The organism is Sphingorhabdus sp. M41, from assembly GCF_001586275.1.
Taxonomy (GTDB): Bacteria; Pseudomonadota; Alphaproteobacteria; order Sphingomonadales; family Sphingomonadaceae; genus Parasphingorhabdus.
Genome location: NZ_CP014545.1, coordinates 2,375,014 through 2,401,864 on the forward strand (window position 1 = coordinate 2,375,014; position 26,851 = coordinate 2,401,864).

General features: G+C 57.9%; 26 protein-coding genes. 7 read left to right on the forward strand and 19 right to left on the reverse strand.

From position 1 onward, the window contains the following. Window positions 1–2: 2 nt before the first annotated feature. From AZE99_RS11220 to AZE99_RS11250, 7 genes are all read right to left on the reverse strand, one after another. Window positions 3–560, reverse strand: coding sequence for a pyridoxamine 5'-phosphate oxidase family protein (locus AZE99_RS11220; protein WP_067201069.1), 558 nt, complete (start codon window positions 558–560; stop codon window positions 3–5). Between the two features lie 12 nt (window positions 561–572). After that, window positions 573–1,091, reverse strand: coding sequence for a CPBP family glutamic-type intramembrane protease (locus tag AZE99_RS11225; protein WP_067201072.1), 519 nt, complete (start codon window positions 1,089–1,091; stop codon window positions 573–575). Continuing rightward, window positions 1,085–1,618: a DUF924 family protein gene (locus tag AZE99_RS11230; protein WP_067201084.1), complete on the reverse strand. Its 534-nt coding sequence runs from the start codon at window positions 1,616–1,618 to the stop codon at window positions 1,085–1,087. Before AZE99_RS11230 ends, AZE99_RS11225 begins: the two co-directional genes overlap by 7 nt. Before the next feature lie 36 nt (window positions 1,619–1,654). Beyond that, window positions 1,655–3,082, reverse strand: a complete 1,428-nt coding sequence (gene tldD / locus AZE99_RS11235; RefSeq protein WP_067203590.1) for a metalloprotease TldD — start codon at window positions 3,080–3,082, stop codon at window positions 1,655–1,657. Between the two features lie 48 nt (window positions 3,083–3,130). After that, entirely contained in the window at window positions 3,131–3,340 is a 210-nt protein-coding gene (locus AZE99_RS11240) for a zinc-finger domain-containing protein (RefSeq protein WP_067201087.1), read from the reverse strand. A 46-nt stretch (window positions 3,341–3,386) separates the two neighbouring features. Continuing rightward, on the reverse strand, window positions 3,387–3,932 hold the full coding sequence (locus AZE99_RS11245; RefSeq protein ID WP_067201091.1) for a DUF4402 domain-containing protein: 546 nt from the start codon (window positions 3,930–3,932) through the stop codon (window positions 3,387–3,389). A 168-nt stretch (window positions 3,933–4,100) separates the two neighbouring features. Further along, window positions 4,101–4,634: a DUF4402 domain-containing protein gene (locus AZE99_RS11250; protein ID WP_067201093.1), complete on the reverse strand. Its 534-nt coding sequence runs from the start codon at window positions 4,632–4,634 to the stop codon at window positions 4,101–4,103. Window positions 4,635–4,828: 194 nt separating this feature from the next. Here AZE99_RS11250 and AZE99_RS11255 point away from each other — a divergent pair, with 194 nt between their 5' ends. The 3 genes from AZE99_RS11255 (at window position 4,829) to AZE99_RS16545 (ending at window position 7,879) form a co-directional block, all read left to right on the forward strand. Next, window positions 4,829–5,767 carry an ABC transporter ATP-binding protein gene (locus AZE99_RS11255; RefSeq protein WP_067201095.1) on the forward strand — a complete coding sequence of 313 codons (939 nt, stop codon included), beginning with the start codon at window positions 4,829–4,831 and terminating at the stop codon, window positions 5,765–5,767. A 94-nt stretch (window positions 5,768–5,861) separates the two neighbouring features. Beyond that, window positions 5,862–7,463 carry an L-aspartate oxidase gene (nadB, locus tag AZE99_RS11260; protein ID WP_067201097.1) on the forward strand — a complete coding sequence of 534 codons (1,602 nt, stop codon included), beginning with the start codon at window positions 5,862–5,864 and terminating at the stop codon, window positions 7,461–7,463. A gap of 2 nt (window positions 7,464–7,465) precedes the next feature. Continuing rightward, a complete protein-coding gene (locus AZE99_RS16545) occupies window positions 7,466–7,879 on the forward strand; it encodes a DUF4279 domain-containing protein (protein ID WP_067201099.1) in 414 nt (137 codons plus the stop codon). Window positions 7,880–7,983: 104 nt separating this feature from the next. Here the strand turns inward: AZE99_RS16545 and AZE99_RS11270 are convergent, their stop codons facing one another. Together AZE99_RS11270 and AZE99_RS11275 are read right to left on the reverse strand one after the other, a co-directional pair. Next, window positions 7,984–8,274, reverse strand: coding sequence for a GIY-YIG nuclease family protein (locus tag AZE99_RS11270; RefSeq protein ID WP_067201102.1), 291 nt, complete (start codon window positions 8,272–8,274; stop codon window positions 7,984–7,986). A 110-nt stretch (window positions 8,275–8,384) separates the two neighbouring features. Then, window positions 8,385–10,589, reverse strand: coding sequence for an acylase (locus AZE99_RS11275; RefSeq protein WP_335339208.1), 2,205 nt, complete (start codon window positions 10,587–10,589; stop codon window positions 8,385–8,387). Between the two features lie 159 nt (window positions 10,590–10,748). On the opposite strand from AZE99_RS11275, the gene clpB reads away from it, so the two are divergent. Beyond that, on the forward strand, window positions 10,749–13,343 hold the full coding sequence (gene clpB, locus AZE99_RS11280) for an ATP-dependent chaperone ClpB (protein WP_067201108.1): 2,595 nt from the start codon (window positions 10,749–10,751) through the stop codon (window positions 13,341–13,343). A 37-nt stretch (window positions 13,344–13,380) separates the two neighbouring features. After that, window positions 13,381–14,427: a hypothetical protein gene (locus tag AZE99_RS11285; RefSeq protein WP_067201110.1), complete on the forward strand. Its 1,047-nt coding sequence runs from the start codon at window positions 13,381–13,383 to the stop codon at window positions 14,425–14,427. A gap of 14 nt (window positions 14,428–14,441) precedes the next feature. Here the strand turns inward: AZE99_RS11285 and AZE99_RS11290 are convergent, their stop codons facing one another. The 3 genes from AZE99_RS11290 to AZE99_RS11295 form a co-directional block, all read right to left on the reverse strand. Then, window positions 14,442–14,807 carry a hypothetical protein gene (locus AZE99_RS11290; RefSeq protein WP_156472226.1) on the reverse strand — a complete coding sequence of 122 codons (366 nt, stop codon included), beginning with the start codon at window positions 14,805–14,807 and terminating at the stop codon, window positions 14,442–14,444. Window positions 14,808–14,813: 6 nt separating this feature from the next. After that, the gene (locus tag AZE99_RS16155) at window positions 14,814–15,137 is read right to left on the reverse strand and encodes a hypothetical protein (protein ID WP_156472227.1); all 324 of its coding nucleotides are present in this window, start codon (window positions 15,135–15,137) and stop codon (window positions 14,814–14,816) included. A 224-nt stretch (window positions 15,138–15,361) separates the two neighbouring features. Continuing rightward, window positions 15,362–18,343: a TonB-dependent receptor domain-containing protein gene (locus AZE99_RS11295; RefSeq protein ID WP_067201113.1), complete on the reverse strand. Its 2,982-nt coding sequence runs from the start codon at window positions 18,341–18,343 to the stop codon at window positions 15,362–15,364. A 354-nt stretch (window positions 18,344–18,697) separates the two neighbouring features. Between AZE99_RS11295 and AZE99_RS11300 the strand changes: the two genes are divergently transcribed. After that, the gene (locus tag AZE99_RS11300; protein WP_156472229.1) at window positions 18,698–19,267 is read left to right on the forward strand and encodes a hypothetical protein; all 570 of its coding nucleotides are present in this window, start codon (window positions 18,698–18,700) and stop codon (window positions 19,265–19,267) included. A gap of 19 nt (window positions 19,268–19,286) precedes the next feature. Here the strand turns inward: AZE99_RS11300 and AZE99_RS11305 are convergent, their stop codons facing one another. The 3 genes from AZE99_RS11305 to xseA form a co-directional block, all read right to left on the reverse strand. Then, on the reverse strand, window positions 19,287–20,168 hold the full coding sequence (locus AZE99_RS11305) for a M23 family metallopeptidase (RefSeq protein WP_067201116.1): 882 nt from the start codon (window positions 20,166–20,168) through the stop codon (window positions 19,287–19,289). Beyond that, a complete protein-coding gene (locus AZE99_RS11310; protein WP_067201117.1) occupies window positions 20,165–20,374 on the reverse strand; it encodes a DUF2093 domain-containing protein in 210 nt (69 codons plus the stop codon). Before AZE99_RS11310 ends, AZE99_RS11305 begins: the two co-directional genes overlap by 4 nt. 82 nt (window positions 20,375–20,456) lie before the next feature. Next, the gene (gene xseA, locus AZE99_RS11315; protein ID WP_067201119.1) at window positions 20,457–21,923 is read right to left on the reverse strand and encodes an exodeoxyribonuclease VII large subunit; all 1,467 of its coding nucleotides are present in this window, start codon (window positions 21,921–21,923) and stop codon (window positions 20,457–20,459) included. Here xseA and purD point away from each other — a divergent pair. Beyond that, window positions 21,922–23,202 carry a phosphoribosylamine--glycine ligase gene (gene purD / locus AZE99_RS11320; protein WP_067201121.1) on the forward strand — a complete coding sequence of 427 codons (1,281 nt, stop codon included), beginning with the start codon at window positions 21,922–21,924 and terminating at the stop codon, window positions 23,200–23,202. The genes xseA and purD overlap by 2 nt on opposite strands. A gap of 649 nt (window positions 23,203–23,851) precedes the next feature. On the opposite strand, the gene AZE99_RS11325 is transcribed toward purD, so the two are convergent. From AZE99_RS11325 to AZE99_RS11340, 4 genes are all read right to left on the reverse strand, one after another. Continuing rightward, entirely contained in the window at window positions 23,852–24,469 is a 618-nt protein-coding gene (locus AZE99_RS11325; RefSeq protein ID WP_156472230.1) for a hypothetical protein, read from the reverse strand. Window positions 24,470–24,649: 180 nt separating this feature from the next. Continuing rightward, window positions 24,650–24,958 carry a CcdB family protein gene (locus AZE99_RS11330; RefSeq protein WP_067201125.1) on the reverse strand — a complete coding sequence of 103 codons (309 nt, stop codon included), beginning with the start codon at window positions 24,956–24,958 and terminating at the stop codon, window positions 24,650–24,652. Then, window positions 24,945–25,208: a type II toxin-antitoxin system CcdA family antitoxin gene (locus tag AZE99_RS11335; protein WP_067201128.1), complete on the reverse strand. Its 264-nt coding sequence runs from the start codon at window positions 25,206–25,208 to the stop codon at window positions 24,945–24,947. Before AZE99_RS11335 ends, AZE99_RS11330 begins: the two co-directional genes overlap by 14 nt. Before the next feature lie 306 nt (window positions 25,209–25,514). After that, window positions 25,515–26,810, reverse strand: coding sequence for a M20/M25/M40 family metallo-hydrolase (locus AZE99_RS11340; RefSeq protein ID WP_197460174.1), 1,296 nt, complete (start codon window positions 26,808–26,810; stop codon window positions 25,515–25,517). Between the last annotated feature and the right edge of the window lie 41 nt (window positions 26,811–26,851).

Sequence of the window (26,851 nt, forward strand, 5' to 3'; positions counted from 1 at the left end):
GCCTATTGCTCGCCAAAATAGCGGTCCGACGGACGCGTCGGCAGATCGTCGATACTTTTGACCCGGCTGGCGGACTTGGCGACCCAGGCTTCCGGATCGGCCTGCCGGTGATATTTGACCAGAGTCTCGCGCTCGGTCTTCATTTCCATGCGCGGCACGCCCCAGCCGCAGCTGGTCTGGATATTGTCGAGCCTGATGTCAAAAATCTGGCGGGTGCCGGGCAGGATTTCGAAATGCGCCGCCAGTTCGTCCCACGCGGCATCCTGCGGCAGCACTGGCTTTCCAGTGCCATAGAGCCGCATGATCAGCGCCGGGTTGGCAAAATTGTTGAACATGATGGTGATCCGGCCATCAGCGACCAGATGGGCATGGGTTTCATTGCCCGAACCGCCGAGATCCAGATAGGCGACGCGGTCAGGGCCGAGCACCCGGAATGCATCATAGCCCTTGGGCGAGAGATTGATCCGGCCGTCCGCCGCAGCGGTCGCGACAAAAAACATCGGCTGCTTTGCGATGAAAGCGACATGGTCATCATTCAGTGCATCAAAAAATTCTGCCATATTTCACCCTTCTCAGTAAAATGGCCCGCCAAATAACAGTTTCCAGCTCAGAACCAGCGACCAGTGAATCATTATCACAGGCCAAAGGGACTGCGAAACAATCCGGATATGGGTCAATACTATGCCCAGGATGAACGTAGCAAATAGAAACGAAGGCTGCAGGAAGATTGCTGACCATGATGGTTCGAAAATCAGCGCCTGCAACGGATGCCAGAGCACGAACAGTCCGATCGACAGCCAGTTGCCCCAGCGCTGCGAGAATGTTGCGAACCAGGACAACAGCAGGCCGCGAAAGACCAGCTCTTCGGCCAGCACCGGAATGAAGAACAGGATGACGGCGGCGATCAGGCCAGACGGCAGATCGGTCAGCGGGTCAAAGCGGAGCCAGCCGCCCAGATATCCCGATAATGCGATAATCACAGCAGCCGGAAGCGCGATGGCCAAGTCTGCTTTCCAGCGACCGGCAGCGGGCCAGACTTTGAGCGCTCGCCAGGTCTGCTTTGCCGCACCGCCCGGCACCGCGACTACCAACTCGCTCCTGCATCAATTGCAGCCTGTTCCTCGGCTCTGGTTTCCCGCCCAAGCACCTCGTTGCGATGAGGGAAACGGCCAAATTTCGCGATCACGTCGTGATGATCATTGGCAAATTTCTCGTTACTGCCAAGCTTGGTGAACAGGGTCACGGACCGATTTTGCAGCTGGATATCCTCCGCATGCATGAACGGCATATAGAGGAAGGCGCGCCGATCCTCGGGCAATTGCGCGTCGAGTTCCAGATCAACCGCCTTTTCGGCAATCTGTTGCGCCAGATGATCGGTGGAATAGGCATCGGCCCTGCCGCGGAACATATTGCGCGGAAACTGGTCAAAGAGGATCACGGCAGCCAGAGCAGTTTCCGGCGAATTCAGGAAATCCGGTGCAGTTTTCGATTTCTGCTCTTCCCATAGCTCCAGGAAACGCTTCTCGATCTCCTCATCGGTGGCATCATTCTTGGCCCACCAGTCCCTGGGGTCGAGTTCATCAAACCAGAAGGACAATATTTCAGCAGGCCAGTTCATCGTGATAAGCTCGATTTTGTCATGCCAAATTCAGGCTTACGCCGTCCCTCCGACCGTCAGCGAATCCACCAGCAAGGTCGGCTGGCCGACACCAGCCGGCACAGACTGGCCACCCTTGCCGCACATGCCGATGCCCTCATCGAGCGCCATGTCGTTGCCGATACCGGAGACTTTGGTCAGCACGGTCGGACCGTCGCCAATGAGGGTCGCACCCTTGATCGGCGCACCGAGTTTGCCGTTTTCGATCTTGTAGGCCTCGGTGCAGGAGAAGACGAATTTGCCCGAGACAATATCAACCTGCCCGCCGCCAAAGCTTTTGGCGTAAATTCCGTTTTTGACCCGGCTCATCAGTTCGTCTGGATCATCCTTGCCGCCACGCATGAACGTATTAGTCATCCGCGGCATCGGCGCGTGAGCATAGCTTTCACGGCGCCCGTTACCGGTGGCGGGGACGCCCATCAGGCGGGCATTGAGCCGGTCCTGCATATAGCATTTCAATATGCCGTCCTCGATCAGGACATTTTCCTGCGTCGGCGTGCCTTCGTCATCGATGCTGAGCGATCCGCGTCGTTCCTTGATCGAACCATCGTCGACCACGGTAACGCCGGGCGCAGCGACGCGCTGGCCGATTTTGCCGGAGAAGGCGCTGGTGCCCTTGCGGTTGAAATCGCCTTCGAGGCCATGTCCGATGGCTTCGTGAAGAATGATACCGGGCCAGCCGGGGCCGAGCAACACGGTCTGTTCACCCGCTGGCGCATCCACGCTTTCGAGATTGACCAGCGCTTGCGCCAGGGCTTCGTCGACGGCGCGGTTCCAGCGCGCTTCCTCGAACAGGTCGTCATAGAGATAACGCCCGCCCATGCCGAAGCTGCCGCTTTCCCGGCGGCCATTTTGTTCGGCGACGATCGATACGTTGAGCCGCACCAGCGGTCGGACATCGGTGGCGACAAAGCCGTCGGGCCGGACGATTTCGACAACGCTCCAGCTGCCCGAAAGACCAACGGAAACTTGGGAAACGCGAGGATCGCGCGCGCGGGCGGCGGCGTCAATCTGCTGGCAGAGGGCTACTTTTTTCGCGAAGGGTATCGCCTCCAGCGGATTGGCTTCGCCATATAGATGACGGTTGTTGCCGCGGGGCGGCGGGGCTTTCTCCCCCTTGGCCGGGTCGAGCAGTTGCAGAGTCTGGGCAGCGCGTTTGATCGCCGCCTCGCTGATTTCATTGCTGTGCGAAAAACCGGTCATCTCGCCCGAGACGCCGCGCAGGCCAAAGCCGCTGTCGGTGCTGTAATCTGCGGTCTTCAGACGGCCATCGTCAAATCCGAAACTCTCGACCGCGCTATATTGCAGATAGAGTTCGCCATCGTCACAAGCGGACAGGCTGTTGGAAACAAGCGCTTTGGCGCGCTCCGGGTCCAGGCCATCGGGACGGTAGAGAAAGGAGCGGGGATCAAGATTTTCTATCATCCCACCCATATAGAAATGAATCGGAGGCCTTGCACCCCCTATGTCGGATTATTCTTCGGGCTGCGCCGAACTGATGTCTGCGGGACCACCGACCAGAACGAATCGCCGGTCACAATAGCCGCAATCTACATAGCCTTTTTCGTCGATCTCGAGCCAAACACGCGGATGGCCAAGCGCTGCGCCGCCCGGAATACCGGTTGCGCCATCGCAAGCATTGCGTTTCTTGGCTGTTCTGACAATTTCCGGAGCGTCAATCATGCTAGGCGATTAGCAACGGATCGGACGCTGCGCAATCCCGCAAATATCAGTAATAGTTCATCGTGATCGGGAAAGTGCCCTGATAGACGCCAGCTCGTTGATTGGCCCGCACGTCCAGAGTGCCGCCGATCCGCAGCGTGATCACATTGGTCGACGCGATGCGGAACAGGCCGGGGAAATTGACCGGGGTCAGATTGTCCGCTTGCAGGGTCAGAGACCGCAACCGCATATTCCCGCCGCCACCGACGCGGGAGAGCCGATAGCTCGACGAGGCCGTGCTAATAAAGACATATCGGTTTCGTGTGCCATATCCCTGAAACTCGGCGTTGCTGACCGTTCCACCGGCAGCTACGACCGATCCGGACACGGTTCGGCCACCGGCCGGACTGATCACTGCGGTTCCACCTGTATCGCCCGGAATCAGATTGCCGAAATTGAGATCCTCAACCGGGACAAGCGAAAGCGGACTCACCACCACGGCATCCGTATCGCTATTATCAGCTTGCGCAAAGGCAGCGGGAGCGCTCGTCAGTAGGACAAGGGCAAAGAGGAGAGCGCCGATCAGGCGCGGGAGAATTTGGTGTCTGGTCATCACAAAAATTGTCCTAGTGCAAACGTTGTAATTAAGCATGTACCCGCATGGTTAATTTCACGGTAATCTTATGAAGTTGGCAATGCGGTCTTGTTGCGAAGCGATGTAGCTGTAGAGATTTCTCATCTCGGGCCACCCATCGCTTCGGGATTGATGGAAAGGTTCTGATCACTGAAAATCGATGGTGACATCAAATTCACCGACATAATCACCCGGCGCCTGGTTCGGAGCCACGACAAGGTCGCCCGAGGCGCGCATTTTGCGACGCCCCTGGCTGCTAAGGCGCTGATAGCCATGGAAAGTGAAATGTTCGACGGTCATCGTGTCCCCCGAACCATTGGTGAGTTCAATCGTCGGTAAACCAAAGTTGCACGAGACCCAGCCGTTCGGTGGACCGGTAATTTCAAAAGCCGCCTGGGCAATGCTTCCACCCAGATGCGTTGCCGTGCCCAGAACGTCGATCGAACCATTGTTGCTCATCAGCAGGCGGCTTTCTCCGCTGCCCGGCGCCACATCACCAAAGTTCATGTCGTTCAGCTTCCGGATCGTCAGCGGCACTTCAATCTCGGCCGAAACCTGGCTGCGCGCGCTTCGTGCGCTGGCGGGGGCAATGCCGATCATGAGCGAGCCGACGCCCAGGGCAAATATAGCTGCTGCGCCCGAGACATGCCCGCAATCGGCTGAACGTTGGTTGTTCCACATTTCAGGCGGTCTAGCCGGCATGCGTGAAGCAAATGGGTCGGTAAGATGGTTAATGTGCAAAACACTGCTCTGCACAATCGATATCGCGACGGGGCAACAGTAGATTGATGGCGGAAGCAAAAGTCTTTTGCCGCTGCCACGATGACCCTGCCAAAGCCTTTGATTATGAGTATTAATATGGGTATGCCGCCGCAATGAGTGATGCAGCAATTTCGATAAACAACCTGTCCAAAACCTACGCCGGCGGCAAACAGGCTCTCGATGACGTGACATTTGACGTGCCGCGCGGGTCGATTTTTGGTCTGCTTGGCCCGAATGGTGCCGGCAAGTCGACGCTGATCAACATTCTTTCCGGAATGGTCCGCAAGACCGGTGGCAGCGCCAGTATCTGGGGCTTTGATATTGATGACAGCCCGCGCAACGCCAAGGCCTCGATCGGGATCGTGCCGCAGGAAATCATTTTCGACCCCTTTTTCACACCTTCCGAGGCACTGGAAGTGCAGGCCGGACTCTATGGCGTCGCGAAAGCAAAGCGGCGGACGATGGAATTGCTGCGCGCGGTGCATCTGGAAGACAAAGCTGATGCCTATGCCCGCACCTTGTCCGGCGGTATGAAGCGGCGGCTGCTGGTTGCCAAGGCGATGGTCCACTCGCCACCGATTTTGGTGCTTGACGAGCCGACAGCGGGGGTCGACATCGACCTGCGGCAGCAGCTGTGGGAATATGTCGTGGATCTCAACAAAGCCGGGGTAACCATCGTGCTGACCACCCATTATCTCGAGGAAGCCGAAAATCTCTGCGATCGAATCGCGATTATCAACCATGGCAAGCTGATCGCCAACAAGCCGACCCCCGAGCTGGTCGACATGGCCCGCGAAAAGCTGGTCGAACTGACGCTGGACCGCGATATCAGCGAGGCACAGGATGCGGTCTCCTTTGCGAATGAACTGTTCGAAAAAGCCGAGATCATCGGCCCGCGCACGGTGGCGGTCACTTATAACAAGGACCGGACCAACGCCGGCGGGGTAATGGCGGCGATCCAGGAACGCGGCTTTGCGATTGTTGAGGTCACCACCAAAGAAGCGGATCTCGAGGATGTGTTTCTCAACCTGACCCGCGCCAAAGCTGCATGAGAATGTTGCTCGCCGCCAATTCCGTTGGCGGTGAACCTGTCAAACCACGGCTGTCAGCGGAGCAACATCCTTCGACACGCTCAGGACAAACGGAATTTATCAATTGAACCATGACGTCATCATTGTCGGATCCGGCGCGGCCGGACTGAGCGCAGCAATCACCCTGGCCCGTACCCACAAGGTACTGGTGCTGGCCAAGGGCGAACTGACCGGCGGCTCCACCGCATGGGCGCAAGGCGGGATCGCCGCCGTGCTCGATGCCGGTGACACGTTCGACAATCATATCAACGACACGATGGTCGCTGGGGCGGGCCTCAACCGCCGCGAAACCGTCGAATTTGTCGTGGAAAACGCACCAGCCGCGATTGAACGGCTGGAGGATATGGGCGTACCCTTCAACAAGGAGGCGGAAGTTCTGCACCTCACCCGCGAGGGTGGACATAGTCACCGGCGCATCGTCCATGTCGATGATGCCACCGGCTGGGCGGTGCAAGAGGCGTTGCAGAATACTGCTGCGGCTCATCCGAATATCACGCTCAGACCGCATATGGTGGCGATCGACCTGATCGTAGACCGCCATGCGGAAACCCCGACGGGGGCAAAGAATGTCTGGGGTGTCTACGCGCTCAACAATGCAAATGGCCGTGTCGAGACCCTGACTTCGCGCGCGACGATCATGGCCAGCGGCGGCGCTGGCCGGACCTATCTGTTCTCGACCGCCCCCCGCGGCGCGACCGGCGACGGCATCGCCATGGCCTGGCGCGCCGGCGCACGGGTTTCCAATATGGAGATGATGCAGTTCCACCCGACCTGCCTTTACAATCTCGAGGTCAAGAATTTCCTGATCACCGAAGCGGTGCGCGGCGAAGGCGGGCATCTGAAACTGCCAGCCGATGCAGGCGACGAGGCAGGCGAGCGCTATATGCAGCGCTTTGATCCGGAACGGATGGAACTGGCCCCGCGCGATATTGTCGCGCGCGCCAATGACCACGAGATCAAGCGGCTCGGGCTGGACTATGTCGATCTCGACATCTCGCACCGCGATCCGGAATTTGTGAAAGCCCATTTCCCGAATATTTATGAAAAGCTGATCGGACTGGGCATCGACATGACCAAGGGACCGATCCCGGTGGTGCCGGCGCAGCATTATACCTGCGGCGGAATCCTGATCGATCTCGCGGGTCGCACCGACCTGCCCGGTCTCTATGCGGCGGGTGAAGCGAGCGAGAGCGGCTTGCACGGTGCCAACCGGCTGGCCTCCAACAGCCTGCTCGAATGTTTCGTCTTCGGCGATGCCGCCGCCCGGGATATTTCCGAACATTGGGAAGACATGCCCGAGCCGCCTGCGATCCGCCCCTGGGATGAAAGCCGCGTCACCGACAGCGACGAAGAAGTCGTCATCAAGCAGACCTGGACCGAAATCCGCCGCTTCATGTGGAATTATGTCGGCATCGTCCGCACCACCAAACGCCTCGAACGCGCCCAGCACCGGATCGACCTGCTGCGCGGAGAAGTGCAGGAATATTACGGCAATTTCCGCGTGACCCAGGATCTGATCGAACTGCGTAATCTGATCGAGGTCGCGGACCTGATCGTGAAGTCAGCGCTGGCGCGGAAGGAAAGCCGGGGACTGCATTATATTACCGATTATCCGGATTTGTTGGATGAGGCGGTGGATACGGTATTGGTGCCTTAATCATGGGTACCGTTTCTGAAACGTCCGTAGGCCTCCGCTTTTTCGGAGATGATTTGAATCCGGATGAAATAACTATTAAGCTTGGGTGTGAAGCTACTATCGGAGTCCAGAAGGGTGGCACTTGGCTCACAGCAAAGGGAGCGACGAAGATTGCCAGAACCGGATCTTGGCGGAGGCACACACCTCGGCTTTCGCCAGGTGATTTAGACAGACAAATTGAATTATTGCTGAGTCAAATGTCGGACGACCTCGGCATTTGGAACGATTTAACAAGTCGCTTTCAGGCTGACATCTTCACGGGACTGTTCCTCAAGGATCAAAATGAAGGTATCAGTTTAAGCCCTCTTACGCTGGTAGCCATAGGATCTCGCGGCCTAAAGCTAGATCTCGACATATATAGTTCCGAAAGGGAATAGTTGCTCTGGCGGGTACAGAGCTCCGCATCAAGTGCGGAGCACAGCGTTTGTTCCAGCGACCGCTTGTGATAATGTGCTCCGCGCTTGACGCGGAGCCCTGCGGGCTAGGCGATATCGTCGAATAGATCGCGCCACTCTGGATTTTGCTCTTCAATCAAAGCTATTTTCCATTCCCTGCGCCATTTCTTGAGTTTCCATTCTCTGGCTCTTGCTTCCTGGATATCATCATGGGCTTCAAACCAGACCAGCAAGGTACAGTCATGCTCCTTTGAATATCCCTCGATCAGCTTGGTGCGATGCTGATAGGCGCGCTGGACGAGATGGCTGGTGACGCCGAGATAGGTTTTTCCGCGTCGCCGGTTGGCCATGAGATAGACGTAGCCGGCTTTGGTCATGAAATTGCCATTTCGTTTGCCTCCAGAGCTCCGCATCAAGTGCGGAGCACAACTCCCTTCATGTGCTCCGCGCTTGACGCGGAGCCCTGCGGGCTAGGCGTGCCGGTCTGTCAGTTCATCCGCACAACCCGATCACTCGTCTTGTGCTTCTCCAGATCCGCCGGATCAAACCACACCGGCTTCAGCTTCTTGTCGACAAACAGCTGCATCTGGTCGGTATAATGCGGTGACCCCGGTCGCGTGGTTGCGGCGCCGAAAGGCTGGATCGAGCGGGAGTGGACCTTGCCGTCCTTCGCCCATTCCATGAACATGATGAAACTGTCGCCGTGGCGCACCGATAGCCGCCCGTCCTCGTCGACATCCCAAAGGGTCGAAGCGCGGATCGTGTCATTGCCGCCATCGACCGGCAGATCGACCGTGCCCTGCCGCATCCGCAGCACATTCTTCATCGGCGGATCGATCTTGCCGAAATATTGGGTCAGATGGTCAACCGTTTCTTCCAGTATCTGCCGCGGATCGGGCATTTTGCCGCGGTTGTAATGCGACTTGTTCGCCGGACGCAGCACCATCAGGGCGAGCGCGTCTGCGGCGCCCTTGCCGTCGAGATTCCAGTCCCACTGGGCCAGCAATTGCTGCGCCTTCAGCAGTTTCGCGCTGTCCTTCAGGTTGAGTGCGGCAATCCTGTCGAGCCAGTTTTTCGCGTAACCCGCTTTCTCGTAGCCGGTGTCATATTTAACGGCCCACAATTCGGCATCGGTGATCTTGCCGTCGGCATTGGCCTTTTCCAGCAAGGCAATCGACCGGCGCGAGCGGTTGGTTTCGTCATTCTCAACGCCGAGCAGCGAAGAGAAATTGTCCGGCTTGAGCTCGTCGCCCGGCCCCGCTGCAATATAGGGCGTGTTGTTGGCATTCATGACATAGCCGGAAGCCGGATTGACTAGCGCAGGCACGCGGGTGAACGGCAAGGTTCCTTGCCAGAGCGTATTGGACGTATCGCCGGGCAATATCGTGCGCCAGTCATAGCCCTCGGGCCGGTCGGGGAACATCGCGTTATAATACATTCCGATATTGCCCTTGGCGTCGGCATAGATGAAATTGGTTGCCGGAACCCCCTGCCCCGCCATCGCCGCCTGCCATTCGTCGAAACTGGTCGCCTTGTTGATCCGGTAATATTGGGTCAGCATGTCGAGCTCGTCGATACCGGCATAGCGAAGCGCATAGGCACCGCTGTCGTTCATGATCACCGGCCCGTGGATCGAACGATAGGCAATCTGCGGATAGGGAATGACAAAGGGACCGAATTTGATTTTGAGCCAGACACGCTTCTTTTCGAGCGGCTTCCATTGACCATCAAAGCGGTAGGCATCCTTCTTGTCGTTCAGCGTCAGCTTGTAGACGTCAACAAGATCGGGGCGGTTGACCGTGTTGGTCCAGCCGAGGTATTTATTGTGCCCGAGAAACGGGAACGGCGATCCCGGGAAATTGGCTCCGGCAAAGTCCCAGCCCTGCTCGCTGTGCACGACCAGCTCGTACCAGGCGACATTGCCGCGCAAGGGCTGGTGGGAATTGGAGATCAGGCGGGTCTTGCCCTCGGGAGAAAGTTCCGGCGCGATCGCATAGGCGTTGGAACCATTTTCATCCGGGTCTGGACCGACCGGCGTGACCGTCTTTTCATCAACGATTTTATCCGGACTGAGCGGATGGATGGATGGCTTTGCCTGCTCATCGGACAGGCGCGGACCGCCTTCACGCGGCAGATCCTGATTCTGCACCAGCGCTTCGATCGGGTTGTTCAGCCCGAAAAAAAATGGCGAACGCAATACGAAGCCGGCGGCAATATCCTGTCCATTGACAGGGAATAATTTCGTCAGCTTGACTTGTTCGGGATGGTCTCCGGCATAGGCATTGAGACCGGACGCATAGCCGTCGAGCAGGGCACGAACATCCTGCGGCAGGTCATCATATTTGCGGTTCACCGTACCACGCACGTCCAGTAACGCGGCGATATAGTCGATTGGCGCGCTTTCTGCGCCATTGAGCGTCGCCATCCGGCCTCGCGTCATTGCGGTCACTTCCTGCAGCGTCGAAAAATCATCTTCGGAGTGGGCATATGCCACGCCATAGGCAACATCGGCGTCTGTCTTGCCGAAAATATGCGGAACACCGAATTCATCGCGGACGATACGGGCTTCGTAGGAAGATTCCGGCGGCGGACCGGGCTGGTCAACACTCAGAGGCTCCCAGACCGAGAGGCCAATGGCCATCAGTACCGCAATGATGAGCAGCCCAATGCCCACGCGCTTAAGTGTTTTCACGTATTTTTTCCTCTCCGACAGCATCATAAGCTGCGTGTACTTTTGCTACGCGAAGCGCTTACCATATCAACCCGACGGAAAAAATCATCAATATGGTTGTGTTGCACGACTGCCACACCATATTTATGACAAGACACTGAGATTAAACAGGATGAACCGATGAACCTTGAGAAATTCACTGACCGCGCCAAGGGCTTTTTGCAATCCGCCCAGACCGTCGCAATCCGGATGAGTCACCAGCAAATTACCGCGGCGCATCTCGCCAAGGCCTTGCTCGAAGACGATCAGGGCATGTCAGCGGGTCTGATCGCCAAGGCGGGCGGCGATGCCAAAAAGGCGCATCAGGAAATTGATGCGGTACTGGCCAAGATTCCGGCTGTGTCCGGTGGCGGAGCGCAGCAGACGCCGGGGCTCAACAATGATGCGGTTCGAGTGCTTGATCAGGCGGAACAGATCGCGGAGAAGGCAGGAGACAGCTATGTCACGGTCGAGCGGTTGTTGCTCGCGCTGCTATTGTCCAAGGATAGCGCCGCAGGCAAAGCGTTGCAGTCCTCTGGCGTGACCGCCGAAGCGCTGAACAAAGCGATCAACGAATTGCGCGGCGGCCGCTCGGCGGATACCGCCTCGGCCGAGGACGCCTATGAAGCGATGAAAAAATATACCCGCGACCTGACCCAGGCCGCGCGTGACGGCAAGCTTGATCCGGTCATTGGCCGCGACGAGGAAATCCGCCGCACGATCCAGATATTGGCGCGCCGGACCAAGAATAATCCGGTGCTGATCGGCGAACCCGGCGTCGGCAAGACCGCCATCGCCGAAGGCATGGCGCTGCGCATTGCCAATGGCGATGTGCCGGACAGCCTGAAGGATCGAAGACTGATGTCCCTCGACATGGGCTCGCTGATTGCCGGCGCCAAATATCGCGGCGAATTTGAAGAGCGGTTGAAGAGCGTGCTCGATGAAGTGCGTGGCGCGGAAGGCGAGATCATCCTGTTTATTGACGAGATGCACACATTGGTCGGTGCTGGCGCGTCGGAAGGCTCGATGGATGCCTCCAACCTGCTCAAGCCGGCGCTCGCACGCGGCGAACTGCATTGCATCGGCGCCACGACCCTCAACGAATATCAGAAATATGTCGAAAAGGACGCTGCGCTGCAGCGGCGGTTTCAGCCGGTGTTCATCGGCGAGCCTACGGTCGAAGACACGATTTCGATCCTGCGCGGGCTCAAGGAAAAATATGAACTGCATCATGGCGTACGGATTACCGATGGCGCTATTGTCAGTGCTGCCACACTGTCGAACCGTTATATTTCAGACCGTTTCCTGCCCGACAAGGCCATCGACCTGATGGACGAAGCGGCTTCCCGCATCCGTATGGAAGTCGAATCCAAGCCGGAAGAAATCGAAAATCTTGACCGGCGGATCATCCAGCTGAAAATCGAGCGCGAGGCGCTTTCCAAGGAGAGCGATGACGCCTCCAAGGGGCGTCTTGAAACGCTCGAGAAGGAACTGGCCGAACTCGAGCAGCATAGCGCCGAACTGACCACGCGCTGGCAGGGCGAGAAAGACAAGATCCATGCCGAGGCCCATCTCAAGGAGCAGCTGGATCACGCCCGGCTCGAATTGGAACAGGCCGAACGGGCCGGTGATCTCGCCAAGGCCGGCGAGTTGAGCTACGGAACCATTCCCAATCTCGAAAAAGCACTGGAAGAAGCCGCTGGCGCGACGGAAGGGGCGATGCTGCGCGAAGAAGTCATGTCCGAAGATATTGCTGCCGTGGTCTCGAAATGGACCGGCATTCCGGTCGACAAGATGCTCGAAGGCGAGCGCGAGAAGCTGCTGGCGATGGAAGAAATCATCGGCAAGCGGGTGATTGGCCAGAAGGATGCAGTCGCGGCGGTATCCGCCGCGGTCCGCCGCAGCCGAGCCGGCCTGCAGGATCCCAATCGTCCGCTGGGCAGCTTCCTGTTTCTCGGCCCCACCGGCGTCGGCAAGACCGAGCTTACCAAGGCGCTGGCCGGATTCCTGTTCGATGACGATCAGGCAATGGTCCGCATCGACATGTCCGAATTCATGGAGAAACACAGCGTCTCCCGCCTGATCGGCGCTCCTCCGGGCTATGTCGGCTATGATGAAGGTGGCGTGCTGACCGAAGCGGTGCGCCGGCGTCCTTATCAGGTGATCCTGTTTGACGAGGTAGAAAAGGCGCATGGCGATGTGTTCAACGTATTACTGCAGGTTCTCGACGACGGTCGCCTGACCGACGGTCAGGGCCGGGTTGTGGATTTCTCCAACACGCTGATCATCCTGACCTCCAACCTCGGTAGCCAATATATGGCGAGCATGAAGGAAGGCGAATCCGTCAAGGATGTAGAGCCACAGGTGATGGAAGTGGTCCGGGCGCATTTCCGGCCGGAATTCCTGAACAGGCTGGATGAAATCATCCTGTTCCACCGGCTTGCCGAAGAGCATATGGCGCCGATTGTCGATATTCAGGTTCTGCGGGTGCAGAAATTGCTCAAGGACCGGAAGATCGAACTCGACCTCACCGATGCCGCAAGGCGCTGGCTGGGACGGGTTGGCTATGATCCGGTCTATGGTGCACGGCCGCTGAAACGCGCAATCCAGAAATATCTTCAGGATCCACTGGCAGACCTGATCCTGCGCGGTGACGTGCCGGACAACAGTACGGTCAAGATTGACGAAGGCGACGGCGGGCTGAAGATGGAGCCGGTGGCAACCCTCGCAGCTTAGGCTTGCGCAATTTGCTCGTGACGGGCATTTAGCGTCGATGAACTTAGCCGCCAAACAAGCCGAAATCATAAGCGATGCGGATTATCTTCCGCATCGCTATGATGAAGTCGCCGATGGTTTTCGCTTTGTCCACGTCCCGCGTGACGTACACCGCAATTGCACGTTCATTACCGATGAGCATTTGCCCAATGTGGACCGATACGAACTGATCAACCGCGCGGATATCGCGGACGTGAAACTGGAGTCCGCGCCGGTCCATTTCATTTTTCATTCCGCTTATTGCTGCTCGACGATGATGGCGCGGGCTTTCGACATAGAGGGTGTGTCGATGGGCCTGAAAGAGCCGGTCATACTCAACGACATGATTGGCTGGCGGAGACGAGGCGCAGACAATCAGAGGCTGGCGGCCGTTCTTGACAAGTCACTCGAGCTCCTCGCCCGACCCATGGGCAATGACCGGGCGGTGATCGTCAAGCCGTCCAATATCTGCACGCCACTGGCTATTCCAGCGCTTAAATTGCGTCCGGAATCCCGGGCGCTATTATTATATGCGCCGCTGGAATCCTATTTGCAGTCGATCGTCAAAAAGGAAATGTGGGGCCGCATCTGGGTGCGCGACGTGCTGCTGGGAACCTTGAAGGATGGCTATGCGGTCGGCGGATTTTCGCCGGAAGAGCTGTTACAGCTCACCGACCTGCAGGTCGCGGCGATTGGCTGGCTCTCGCAACATGCCGCCTTTGCCAAAATTGTCGAGACAATTGGTGCCGACCGTGTGCGAGTGCTCGACAGCGACAGCTTTCTCGCCAATCAGCGGGAAACGCTCGAAGCTCTCAATCTATTTTATGGCCTCGGCATGGATAGCGCAAAAATCGCGCAGATCCTTGAGGGACCAGCGTTCAACAGCCACTCGAAGCTCGACCAGGCGAAACGGGGCGAGGTTTTCGATGCAAAGGCACGCCAGCAAGAACAAAACCAGATGGCTGCGCTACATGGCGCAGAAATAAAGATGGTCGTCAAATGGACGCAAGCGGTTGCCGACAGCCAGAAAATCCGATTGGAAATCGGCAGCCGACTTTTCAACTAACCGTCAAGACCGCATCAGTTGTTGCCGGAAAGGCCCGACTGCATGTCCTGTACAAACTGATTGGCATCCCGCGAACCGGAACGGGTAAATTTTACCCACTGAGCATTGGTCATGCAAATCCGCTTCTTCCTTGTCAGCGAACCGATGACAGGCTCGGACCGGCAACGGACATAGTCAGGATGGCGCCGATCAGTAATTTTCTTTGGTTTTTTGGATTTTTTTGCCTGCGCTTCAGGCTTGTCGATATCGGCAGCCATCGCTGACGGAACAGCCAAGGCTGTTGTTGCAAGCGAGCCAATGATGATCGTTTGAATGAGGGATTTCATATTAACTCCAAAATTTTCTAGCGTTACAGACCAGTTGAAGCCTGCTGGCAGCAAATGATTCTATTTAGGCGTCCACATAAAGCCCGGCTGGTTATCGTCAACAAACTCCTTGGAATACCGGGATCCGGTCCGGACATAGTGGGCCCATTCCTTGTTCGTCATGCATATTCGCCGCTTCTTGGCCAAAGAGCCGATAATGGGCTCTGATCGACAGCGAACATAGTCAGGATGCCGCCTGTCGGATAATTTCAGCGTTTTCTTCGCTGGTTCTTCTACCGTGTCCGTACCAGCGAAAGCAGCCGCTGGAGTGGCCGATGCACTGGTCGGGCTCATCGCGACCAATGCTAATAGTGAAAATGTTGGCACGAAAATATTTATCGGCATTTCCATATCCTGTTCAACGGCCCGTCAGAACAAGATCCATAAAAATCATTATCACAAGACGAGTCCAGATTAGTTTTCCTGTCGAACAGCATCTTTGTCTTTCCCAAGAAACTAATACCGACAGTTATAAAGGATATATCATAAAACAGCCAAGGTCTCAACAGTACAACAAAAAAGGGCGGACCAGATGGCCCGCCCTCTTTATTCAATTCTAATCGCTGAGATCAGAAAGTGAATTTCACGCTCGCACCATAACGACGGCCCAGAGCGTCATAAGACGATGGATAGACGTTACCGGAGTTGTACGATGTCGAACCGATGTCCGAACCAACCAGCTTCGGCTTGTTGTCCAGCAAGTTCTGCGCTGTCAGCGTGAACAGTACATTTTCACTAACATCCCACTGGAATGACAGATCGAAATAATGTTCAGCCGGGATGGTTGTGAACTCAGGGTTTACAACGCAACCACCGGTATCCGCACCAAGTGGATCAGGGCAACCAGTTGGATCAGCAAGAGCAGCCGCGATTTCTGCATTATTCTGGGTAGGCTCATACTGGAGACCACTCAGATAGCGCCAGCGCAATGACAACGTGTAATCTTCGTCAAATGTCATCGATGTACGCTGAGAAAACGCGAATTCCGACTGAGGCGAGAGACAGTTAACCGAGTAGAAGCCAACGCAATCCCGATCCAGCCCCGTTGGTGAAGCCTGGAACTTGTTCTTGTTCGTCCAGGTACCGTCGAAGGACAGGCTCAGGCCGATCATATCGCTCAGGTCCGTGTTGTACCGCAAGCTTACATCGATACCGTCAGTCGCAATCGCGCCCGAGTTGGTCTGTTGCAAGATCAAGCCCCTTGTGGTGGCCGGATCGCCGTCAAGACCGCCTGTTGCCGGGTTACGCGAAATGAACGCCGGTGAGCAGAATGGATTCGCAACCGATGGATTGTCAAAACAAGCATCTTTAGCATCACCAACGGTTGGCGACGAGATTGCTTCCGTGACGTCGATGTTGAAGTAGTCCACGGTCAGAGCAAGCCCTGGGATCGCATCTGGCTGGAACGCCACACCGACAGTCCAGGTTTTAGCGGTTTCCGTTCCCAGATTTGGGTTACCGCCAGTGGTGACGTTGATCTGGCCAGCAGCTGGCTGAAGCAACGTACCTGCCTGAATTGCGGCAGCACCGGTGCTTCCAGCAGGGACCTGCGACAAACAAGCGGCAAGCAAGTTGCCAGTTGGAGCCGTTGGACCTGCGCAAGGATCGGAACCCAAGTTGCTCAAGCCGGTCGAAACTGGCGTGAACAATTCACCGATATTCGGTGCGCGCGATGAACGCTGATAGTTACCACGGAAGGTCAGTCCAGGAATGACTTCCCAGCTACCACCAGCTTTCCAAGTGAATTCCGTACCCGCAGAAGAATAATCGGAATAACGGGCACCGAGGTCAATGGTCAGGCTTTCTGCGAAAGATTCACCTTCGAACACCGGAATGCTTACTTCGCCAAAGGCGTCATACACATCATACTGGCCGTCGATGTCAGGAGCGGCACCACCAGCACCGACAACGGCACCTGGAGTTTTCGTGGCATCATCCGATTTCCGGGTCGCAGTGAAACTACGATATTCGCCACCAACAGCAAACTGGATCGGGGTTTCAGCCAAGCCGAAGCCGAGATCACCGGTAATCGAACCGCTTACGGTTGCGATCGACGTGCTGGTGATAACCTGTTGAGTCAGTCCACCCACATAGTCGATGGCTGCCTGCGAACCGAGGTTGCCTTCCAGACCAAAGAGGTTGATCGGCGCACATCCGTCATTGCCCGAAATACATTCCCCGTTCGGAAGAACATAAAGTGCATCATCAAGACGCGAACGACGGAAGAAGCCGGTCTGGGTCTGGATGCGTTCGCTTTCGCCATAAGTACCCGAAACATCATAGCTAATGTTGTCGGTGATCGCGCCACGAGCACCTACGACCATGTTGAACAGGGTCGAAGCATAGATCGAGTCACGCGTACCTGCTTCGATCGAACGACGACGAACCTGAGTGTTGACATTAACAAAGTCAGGGTTCGTTGCACCACCAGCCAAGGTTGGACCGAATGGCGTGTTGATGCCAGCGGTACACTGAGCTGCAGTCAAACCGAGACCCGCACAGAACTGATTGGCGATACCGACCGGAATGGTTGGGTTGTTCAGGTTGATGTCATAGTTGTTGAAGAACGAGCCACCGGGAGCGATGATCGTTTTAACCGTCTGCTTGGAGAAGACAGCCTGAGAGTAAAGCTCAACATTTTCGTTGATTTCATAACGAGCGGAGCTGAAAATGTTGAACCGTTCAAATGGCGTCTGGAAGATGTTGAACGGGTTGAAGTTGAATGGACGATCAAAAACACCGCTCAGAACGGTCTGTCCGTCTGGAGCAATCTGACCGAAGCCGCCTGGGATGGGGCCAATGATAACAGCTGGGATGGCATTGGAAGAACCGCCAGCTTCGCCAGAGAACGAACTGATGTTAAATTCACCAAAAGAACGATCGCCCTGATATACAGCGTCCTGATCCTGATAACCAACGCTCAGTACAACGTTACCGCGTCCGTCGTCGAAATTAGCACCAATGGTCAGGTCGGTACGGAAAACATTGCCGTCGCCTTCTTCGGTGATTTGCTCCGAAACATTCATCTCAACGCCAGCAAAGTCGCGCTTGGTGATGAAGTTAACAACGCCGGAGATTGCGTCCGCACCATAAGTGGTCGTAGCACCACCGGTCAGAACATCGGTACGCTCGATAACAGCCAATGGGATGCTGTTAAGATCGACGCGGCCGGTTGTGTCGGCAGGAACGAAGCGACGTCCGTCGAGAAGAACCAGGTTACGCTGCGAACCGATACCGCGAAGGTTAACGAAGGACGAACCGCCGTTGCCGTTGTTTACGGCAGAGCCGGTTGATGGAATTGCCGATGGCAGCTCACGAAGGAATTGTTCAGCGGTGTTGGTCTGACGCAGTTCCAGTTCTTCGGAAGTTACAACGCCAACCGGGCTTGAAAGCTCCAGGTTAGGGTTGCTGATACGCGAACCGGTAACAACGATAACACTTTGATCCGCTTCAGCGGCTTCCTGATCTTGCGCGAAGGCAGGCGTAGAAACCATAGCGAGTCCGAGCACCATAGGTGCAACAGATGCCTTTAGGTTTGAAAATTTTCTCATGTAATCCAGTCCCTTATTCTGGAGAGGTAGACCAACATAGCCTATCCCCGGTTGTTGACCGATGGCAATCTGCACGCCCCAAACGCACGGATTCGACCATCGAGTTGGGCGTCAATTGCAACAAGGCATCTGGCCTGTAAAGCTTCTGTTCAGCAAAACCGGCGGATTTTGTACAGATTGTAACTATTTTGTCACAGTCTGTAGCGCGCGGGAATGTGGCAAATTTTCCGCTGCGACATCGCGAAATTTTTGTTCTCGCAGAACCATCACGGCTGGCAGAACAATGAATTGCCTCTGATGACGCTATTGCTTATGTCACATGACATAGGGAATGAAATGACAGGAAAAACGGCAATGGTTAATTCTAAATGGTTTTTCACCGGCATGCTTTCAGCAACCGCGGCGGTCGCTGCCAGCCTTAGTATCCCGGCAGTTGCTCAGGAAACGGACCGGAAAAAGGCGCTGACCGCGCCACCGGCTATCTATACAGACTTGATAGCTTGCAAGGATGTTGCAGAACCAACGGCAAGACTGGCCTGCTACGATGACAAGGTTACCGCGCTGCAAACCGCGCAGGCGAGCAATCAGGTGGTTATCGCCGACCGCGAACAGGTTCGCGAAGCCCGACGCGGCCTGTTTGGGCTGACGCTACCAAGGATCAAGCTGTTTGACGGTGATGGTGATGAAGGCGAGCAAATCGAGGCAATTGAAGGGATCATCCAGTCTGCGCGGACGATTCGCAGCGGCAAATGGCTAATCCAGCTGGAAGAGGGTGCGGTTTGGCAGCAGACCGAGCCTCCTCGCAGCACCATGCGTCGGCCAAAGGCGGGAGATTCGATCACGATCGAACGTGCGGCCTTGGGAAGCTATCTGGCCAAAGTGAATGATGGTCGCGGATTCAAAGTCAAACGGGTCGCGAACTGAACCCCGGGATATTATGAAATCAATCCATCGGTCCGGTCAGCAGGATCGGGTCAATCCGGGCTGCGTTCCATTTCATCGACCAGTGCAGATGCGGGCCGGTGGCGCTGCCGGTTGCGCCGATCCGGCCAATGGGTTCGCCGCGTTTGACTTGCTGTCCCTCTTTGACCAATATCTCTGAGCCGTGCAGAAAGGCGCTGTTGAGGCCCATGCCATGGTCGATCATCAGCAGATTGCCCTCGAGCGTGAACGGGCTGGATGCTGCCAGCGTTACCACGCCATCGGCGGGGGCGACATAATAGGTGCCGGCGGGCGCAGCGATATCGACGCCGCTGTGATAGCTACCGGGATCGCCATTATAGATGCGCTGCGATCCGAACTGGCCGGAGATACGGCCCTTTGCAGGCCAGATGAAGGTTTCACGCCAGCCCTTGCTGTCGCTGGTGACCGAGCGCGCGGCGTTGATCTGGGCGAGCTCGGGACCACGGCGCGCGAGGAAGGCGGCGCTGCGGGTGGTCGCCCGGCGGTTGATGCTGACATGCTCGATCTTCCAGTTACGGGGAGCAATGTTGATGAATTTGCGGACGGTCTCGCCATTGTCGAGCGTTGCGATAATGTTGGCGGCCTGTCCGGCGTCGCGGTTGAAGGCGATGATGAACTTGCCATCCTCGTCGAACGGGACCGGCTCGCCGTCAAAAGACAGGCTGCGGGTTCCTGCGGGCGCGTCGCCGATCATCACGCCGCCCTGTATCGCTTCGCCGCTGAAGCCGAATTTTATCGCTTCGCGGAAGGCTGACTGTTCGGTGTCACCGGTTCCGGCGGTTTTGGCATAGACGATGGCCGCTGGTGCAGCGGCAGCGGAGATGGCTAAAAGGGCCAGAACGGTTCTAAACCGTCCGATCATTTTTCGCTTTCCGGAAGATGAGCCTGCGCAGAAATCTGTGCCGTGGCATAGGGCTCCTGCTTTTCGACGCTCCAGTAACGGAGCTCGTCGAGCGGGATCGCTTCGCCGGTCACCGCGCAGAGGACATGGTCTCCCGAGGTCAGCGGCCGGAAGCCGTTCGGCATATAGTGCAGCTTTGCCACCTTGTTGCGATTGGACATTAACATAGGACGCTTATACTCCCTCGATCCTTTACCTGCGATTTACGGTCATGATCGCCACAGCGGGACGATCCTACCGCAAATCCCCCTAGAATAAATCCTGCTGCCTGTCATCCGGCGCTTTTTTGACTCTGCTGGGCGATGGCGGAGCAGGCTTCGGCTTGGCCGGCGCCTCATCCGTCACGATCGCGCCAACGACCCCGTCCTGGAAATGCAGGTCGAGATCACCGGCCTTTATCGCGGCGGCGCGATTGGCGATCAGGCTGCCGTCCGGACCGGAGACCCGGGCATAGCCGCGTTTCAGCGGACCGTCGGGCGAGACTTGCTGGGCCAGCCGCCACAAGGCGTCGAGCCGCTGCCGCGCCTCGTCGAGCGGGCGCTGCACCAGGCTGACCGGCAGATCGAGCCGCTTGTACTGCTCCTGCGAACGGGCCAGCCGCTGTTTCAATATCGACGGCCGCAAGGCCCCTGCACTGCTGGCAAAGCGGCTGCGGGCGTGGGCGATATTCTGGCTCATGCCATATTTCATCCGTTCGGACGTCTCGTCGACCCGCTGCTGGTGCGGGCGGAGCAGATCGGTCAGCGCCGGCATCAGCCGTCGTTGCGCCTCCAGCCGCTCCTGGGCGGTGCTCAGGCTGCGCTGCACGCTGCGCGCCATCCGCGCCTTGCCCTCGGCAAGTGTGGCCAGCCATTCCGCCCGGACCGGCACCGCCATTTCGGCGGCAGCGGTAGGCGTCGGCGCGCGCAGGTCGGCGGCGAAATCGCAGAGCGTCGTGTCGGTCTCGTGGCCCACGGCGGAAATGATCGGGATCGAGCAATCCGCCACTGCCCGGACCACGATTTCCTCGTTAAAGCTCCACAGGTCCTCGATCGACCCGCCACCGCGCGCGACGATCACCAGATCGGGCCGGGCGACCGGACCATCCGGCGCCATCTCGGAGAAGCCGCGAATGGCGTGGGATATCTGTTTTGCGGCGCCCTCGCCCTGCACCAGCACCGGCCAGACGATGACATGGCTGGGGCAGCGATCGGCGAGCCTGTGCAATATATCGCGGATCACCGAACCGGTCGGGGAGGTGACCACGCCAATCGTCTTGGGCAGGAACGGAATCGGTTTCTTGCGGTCCTGATCGAACAGGCCCTCGGCGAGCAGCTTGGCCTTGAGCTTCTCGAACAGGGCCATCAGCGCGCCCTCGCCCGCCAGTTCCATCTTGTCGATCACCACCTGATATTTCGAGCGGCCGGGATAAGTGGTCAGCTTTCCCGAGACCACGACCTCGATGCCATCCTCCGGCCGGAATGGCAGCCGTCCGGCATTGCCCTTCCACATCACCCCGTCGATCACCGCCTTGTCGTCCTTCAGCGCCAGATAGACATGGCCCGAGGCCGCGCGTTTGAAGCCCGAGATTTCGCCGCGGATCCGGACATAGCCGAAGCGATCCTCGACCACTCGCTTGAGCGCTCCGGATATTTCCGAAACCGACAACGGCGGGGCGTTGTCACCCTGCCCGCTCTCGGCTAGGAGCTTCGCGTCTAATGAGAGGGAATCGTCCATGAATATCCTGTTGATCGGTTCGGGTGGCCGCGAACATGCCTTGGCCTGGAAGCTGGCGCAATCCCCAATGCTCGGGAAATTTTACGCGACGCCCGGCAATCCCGGCATCGCCCAGCACGCCGATCTGGTCACGCTCGACATCAGCGACCATGGCGAAGTCATCCTGTTCTGCGGCGAGCATGACATCGATCTGGTCGTCGTCGGCCCGGAAGCACCGCTGGTCGACGGCCTCGCCGAAAGCCTGCGCACCGCCGATATCTTCGTCTTCGGCCCCGACAAGGCGGCGGCGCAGCTGGAAGGCTCGAAGGGCTTTACCAAGGACCTTTGCGCCCGCGCCAATATCCCGACCGCCGGCTATGTCCGCGCCACCAGCGCGGCCGATGCGCTCAAGGCGCTCGACGATTTTGCCATCCCCGTCGTGATCAAGGCCGATGGCCTGGCCGCCGGCAAGGGCGTGATCATCGCCGAGACCCGTGACGAAGCCGAGGCCGCGATCACCGACATGTTCGACGGCAGCTTTGGCGAAGCCGGCGCGGAAGTGGTGATCGAGGAATTTCTGACCGGCGAGGAAGCCAGTTTCTTCGCGATCACCGACGGCGAGAATGTCGTCCCCTTCGGCAGCGCGCAGGACCACAAGCGCGTCGGCGAAGGCGATGTCGGCCCGAACACCGGCGGCATGGGCGCATACAGCCCCGCCCCCGTCCTCACCCCCGCCCTGCAACAACAGGTGATGGAACAGATCATCCAGCCGACCGTCGACACATTGGCCGCCGAGGGCACGCCCTATAGCGGCGTCCTGTTCGCCGGGCTGATGCTGACCGACAGCGGCCCGCAGCTGATCGAATATAACGCCCGTTTCGGGGACCCGGAATGCCAGGTGCTGATGATGCGGCTGGAAAGCGATCTCGCCAAGCTGATGATGGCGACCGCCAAGGGCGATCTCGCCCAGACCAGCGCCCCGGTGTTCGCCCCGGAAACCGCGCTCACCGTGGTGATGGCCGCGAAAGGCTATCCTTCCACGCCGGAAAAGGGCGGGAAGATCCAGAATCTCGCCAGAGCCGAGCGTGAGGGCGCCAAGATATTCCATGCCGGCACCGCGGAAGTCGAGGGCGCTTTGGTCGCCAGCGGCGGCCGGGTGCTGAGTGTCACCGCCGTGGGAGCCAATGCCACCGAAGCGCAGGACAAGGCTTATGCTGCGGTTGACCAGATCGATTTCGAGAGCGGCTTTTGTCGGCGCGATATCGGCTGGCGCGAGGTTACGCGGGAAGCGGGGAACTAGACTCAAAAGGCGGTACAGCGCGTCCGGGGTTTTTCAGACCTGGGGCCAGAGATCGGTTCTCGCCTGCCCTTTTGTGGCGAGCGGCGTGATGGGACTCGCGCGAAGACACGAAGGCGCAAAGAGATTGCGCTTTGTGACTTCATGTCTTCGTGCGAGCCCGGCAATTTTGCGTCGCGCCGTGAACTTTACACAGACATCCGCTTTTATTTTCTGTAATCTTTGCCCCCAGGCCGCAGAAATCCTGCCTTTGTAGGAAGCCAACCGGTCGTCGAGTGTAACCTTTGGGATTGCCGCCCAAACCGGTCCCCGAGAAACAAGCGCGCAGCCGCCAGCGCCGCGATCCTATCGAGATTGTCAAAGAGCCCGCCCCGCGCATGGCGCGGAGCAGTTGCGATAATAGCGGATTGAGCCAGATGTAGGACAGCGCTTTTTCCACCTTCTCCCGTGCGGGAGAAGGATACGAAGCCTTATCCGAAGGATTAGGCGAAGTTGGATGAGGGTGTTCCGCCGGGTTGGGTGCTGTGCAAATAAGGTCCGGTAGACCCTCACCCAGCTCCGAGGAGGTGTGAGACACGGTGATGGGCGGCCGAGTTTTAAGGTTGTTGCAACTCTGACCGTTGCACTGGGATGTCCCGCGTCATCTCGCCACCTAGTCGAAAAGTGCCAACATCTCATTAGAAAGATCGCGCCGACAAACGACGACCTCTTTGCCGTTCGTCACGTCCATTGGATACCACAAGACGGCTCCTGTTTCGACACACAGACCCTGAGGCGCCATATAGGAACCATCATCCTGATATAGTTCCGGCGTGGCATCGCCTAGCCTTCTCAGCAAGGGCGGATTATCTTTGTGCGGCTTCCTATTCATACCTTGAATAACACCCTTGGCAGCGGGCATGCGAACGAGTGCAAGCCGATGCTCAAGCGCGAGTAACCGGGACGCATCTGTACCACTTGCCTTGAATGGTGCTTTCGCCGCGCGGGCAACCTCATAGGCCGACAATAGCCAGTTCTCCGACAAAGCGAACTGTAAATCCAAAGACCATATTGGTTCATCGGAAGCATCATCCTTCATTCGCTCCAGTCGTTCGGCCTCAATCAACCGCAGCATCAAGTCGAGACGGCCATTGCGCTGCAACGCTATGAGGTGAGCATTCCCTGCAACGGAACCGAGCGCAAAGGATACCGAAATCCATTTCTCATGGAGCTCTTCGTCGCTGGCCATCGCCATCCCGTAGGCGGACAGAAGAAGTTCAGTAGCTGTCATCACTATTGCCCTAGCGTTAACGCGCATTTGCGGTGCCTGCAACGGTGCCCGCAGCGATTATATCTCCTGACCTAAATTAGGTATCCACTCGTCGGGTCGAACCCTCGCACCCGACATAGGGACAATGCGGGAATTACGGTGACAGTGCGCTCAATTATTCCACGGCACTCGCCTCATTCGTCAAAACCCCTGAAACAGAAAATCCAGCGCATCGACAATCACCGCTCGATAGGGCTCTTCCACATTGACCACCGGCTTGCCCAGCGACGCGCGGCGCAGGGTGCCGATGTCGGTGGTCATCAGGCAGAAGCCTTCTCCCTTGATGATGATTTCCGGTTTCAGCTTGCGCATCGTTTCGGCCTTGGCGACGCCTGCCGGAACCAGCGGCACGACTACCACGCTGGCGAGTTCGGACAGCAGGTCGGCCTGCACCTCCAGCACATAAGGCACTTCTGCCCGGTTCAGCGCATAGATATCAAAGCGCGCCATTATCGTCGGCCCAGTCGGGAACCAGCAGCGGACCGGATTCCGCGACACGCTGGTTATGCGCGGCGATTCTATCCAGATTTTCGGCCAGCCAGTTTGCTTCGCGCGCTTGCTTGATCGCCGCTTCGATACCCGCCTCTGCCGCCTTCGAAGCGTTGAGTTTCAGGGCCTTGGCCTCGCTCAATATATCTTCGCGGATGGTCAGGTTTATCGGGCGTCGTTTCGAGTTTTGCGGATGGGCGGTAGTAGCCATCGGAGACTCCGTTGATTGAGCATGTGCATACCTTATGCGCATATAGCGGGCAACACAATACGGGGGCGTTTAATTTCCAAGTGCCGTAGGATCGTTACACCTTCTCCCGTGAGAGAGAAGGATACGAAATCTTGCCGCCGGAGCGTCAGCGCAGGCGGCTCGATGCAGTTGGATGAGGGTGTTATGCTGGTGGGTTGCTTCGCATCATCGTGCTGTACACCCTCACCCAGCTTCGACTAGGCAGCGAGCTGCCAAGTCTGCTCATCCCTCTCCCTCACGGGAGAGGGGGTTCGTCATTGCGACAGATCATTGCCCCAGCAAATCCGCTATCAGCAAGGCGGTGCGCTCTGTAGCTTGGCGCAGGCTGCCGAGGTCCATTTCTTCCTCGACGGTGTGCGCGCCGGTGCCCGCGACGCCCAGTCCGTCCATGCTGGGGACATAGGGGGCGACGAAGCTGATGTCCGCCGCGCCGCGGCCTTCCGGCGGGAAGGATTTCGCGGGTTCGAGGCCGAGCCGCGCGTGGACGGCGTTGAGGCGGGCGAGCAAAGCTTCATTCGCTTCGGTCAATTCCATCGCGGGATAGCGATCCTCGAAGGTGATGGTTGCCTGCGTGTGCGGCAGGTTATCCTCGACAATGCCGCGCATCAGGGTTTCTGCGGCGCGCAATTGCGCTTCGTTCATGAAGCGCAGGCCGCCCGTGGCGATGGCGGTCTCGGCGATCACATTATTCTTGCCGCTGACCGTGACCGCTCCGGCGCTGCCGACGGGGTCGATGGCCGAGCCCGCCGCGACCATGCCGGGGTTGAAAGTCAGTCCGACCGGTCCGCGCACCTCGCCGTAGAAGCGGTTCAGGATGCGCGCCATTTCGAACGCGGCACCGGCGCCGCTATTGTCGCTGAAAATGCCGGAGGAGTGGGCGCGCTTTCCCGTTACCTCGAGCTTCCATTTCGAGGAACCGCGCCGGCCCACCACGGCCCATTCGGGGCTGCCGCCTTCGAAGTTGAGCGCATAATCGGCGGCCTTGCCGGCCGCGATCAGGTCCTTGCGGGCCATGGCGAGCGGAGTGCCGGTGCTTTCCTCGTCACCGGTGAAGAATATCGTCACCTTGCCGCCCTTGATCGCTTCCGCCTCGATCAGCGCCCGCATGGCGTAAATGACCACGGCATTGCCACCCTTCATGTCGACCACGCCGGGGCCGCGCAGCTTGTCGCCGTCACGCTCGAAACGCTGGAAGGGACTGTCGGGTTCGAACACCGTGTCGAGATGGCCGATCAGCAGCAGGTTCGGCCCCTCGCCAAAGTCCCGTTCAGCGACCAGATGACCGCCGCGCGCCATTGCTTGCGGCATGTCGATCCAGCGAACCGCAAAGCCGATATCCTCCAGTTCGCGCCGGTAGATTTCGCCGACCTTGCGGACCCCTTCGACATTGAGCGAACCGGAATTCTGGTTGACCGTCGCTTCGAGCAATTGCAGCTGCTCCGCGCCATTGGCGTCGACGGCGTCGAGAATGGGCCGGTCATTGGCGCTGGCGCTCGTGATTGAGACCGTGATCGTGGCAAACAGCAAGCAGGCAGACGTAGCGGCTTTCATAATCGCGAACATATGGGAGGCCTTTTCTCTTCGATCGTGGACGGGGCGATGAT